Origin of the sequence: Rhizobium ecuadorense, from assembly GCF_001187535.1 — a bacterium.
Classification (GTDB): Bacteria; Pseudomonadota; Alphaproteobacteria; order Rhizobiales; family Rhizobiaceae; genus Rhizobium; species Rhizobium ecuadorense.
The window spans coordinates 1-606 of the sequence record NZ_LFIO01001739.1; the positions used below are offsets into that span (position 1 = coordinate 1).

General features: G+C 62.7%; 1 protein-coding gene. It reads right to left on the reverse strand.

Features of this window, described 5'->3' with window-relative positions; translation table 11 throughout:
* A partial coding sequence (locus tag AF337_RS34935) for an electron transfer flavoprotein subunit beta/FixA family protein (RefSeq protein WP_049735687.1) occupies positions 1 to 606 on the reverse strand: 606 nt, incomplete at its 3' end.

The window sequence follows — 606 nt, forward strand, 5'->3', positions numbered from 1 at the left end:
CTTCTTGTCGAGCGGCTTCTTCTTCGCCTTCATGATGTTCGGCAGCGAGGCATAACGCGGTTCGTTCAGCCGCAGATCCGAGGTGATCACCGCCGGCAGCTTGATCTCGATCGTCTGCAGGCCGCCATCGACCTCGCGGGTGACAGTTGCCTTGCCGTCCCCGATCTCGATCTTCGAGGCGAAGGTCGCCTGGGCCGAACCGAGCAATGCCGCCAGCATCTGGCCGGTCTGGTTGGAATCGTCGTCGATCGCCTGCTTGCCGACGATGATCAATCCCGGCTGTTCGGCATCGGCCACACCCTTGAGGATCTTGGCGACCGCCAGCGGCTCGACCGCATCATCGGTCTCGACCAGGATCGCCCGGTCGGCGCCCATGGCGAGCGCGGTGCGCAACGTCTCCTCGGCCTTGGCAGGGCCGATCGAGACCACCACCACCTCTTCCGCCTTGCCGGCTTCCTTCAGCCGCAGCGCCTCTTCCACCGAGATCTCGTCGAACGGGTTCATCGACATCTTCACATTGGCAAGCTCGACACCAGAACCATCCGGCTTCACCCGGATCTTCACGTTGTAGTCGACGACGCGCTTGACGGGCACGAGAATCTTCAT